This is a genomic window from Planctomonas deserti, from assembly GCF_003067705.1.
In the GTDB taxonomy this organism is placed as follows: domain Bacteria; phylum Actinomycetota; class Actinomycetes; order Actinomycetales; family Microbacteriaceae; genus Planctomonas; species Planctomonas deserti.
Genome location: NZ_QANL01000087.1, coordinates 1 through 635, shown reverse-complemented (window position 1 = coordinate 635; position 635 = coordinate 1). Strand labels below are relative to the sequence as shown.

General features: G+C 67.6%; 1 protein-coding gene. It reads left to right on the top strand.

What is annotated here, in order from left to right; translation table 11 throughout:
• Nucleotides 1-635, top strand: a 635-nt coding sequence (locus DAI20_RS19680; protein ID WP_159085142.1) for a PCRF domain-containing protein, incomplete at both ends; no start/stop codon positions are given.

Genomic DNA, 635 nt, shown 5'->3' with positions numbered 1-635 from the left:
CGCGCCTGCAGGAACTGGAGCAGGAGCTGGCGCTGCTGCTGGTGCCGCGCGACCCGCGCGATGAAGGCAACCTGTTCCTGGAAGTGCGCGCGGGTACCGGGGGCGATGAGGCCGCGATCTTTGCCGGCGACCTGTTCCGCATGTACGCCCGCTACGCCGAGCGCCAGGGCTGGAAAGTCGAAATCGAATCGGACAGCCCGGGCGAGCATGGCGGCTACAAGGAAGTGGTGGCGCGCGTGGTCGGCCGTGGCGCGTTCTCACGCCTGAAGTTCGAATCGGGTACGCATCGTGTGCAGCGCGTGCCAGCCACCGAATCGCAGGGCCGCATCCACACCTCGGCGGCCACCGTAGCGATCATTCCCGAGGCCGACGAGGTCGATGACATCGTCATCAACCCCGCCGACCTGAAGGTGGATACGTTCCGCTCGTCCGGCGCCGGTGGCCAGCACGTGAACAAGACCGAATCGGCCATCCGCATCACCCACGTGCCGACTGGCGTGGTGGTGGAATGCCAGACCGAGCGCAGCCAGCACGCCAACCGCGACAAGGCGATGAAGCGCCTGAAAGCACAGCTGCTGGACGCCGAGCGCCAGCGCCAGGACGCCGCGCAGGCTGAATCACGGCGCCTGCAGGTC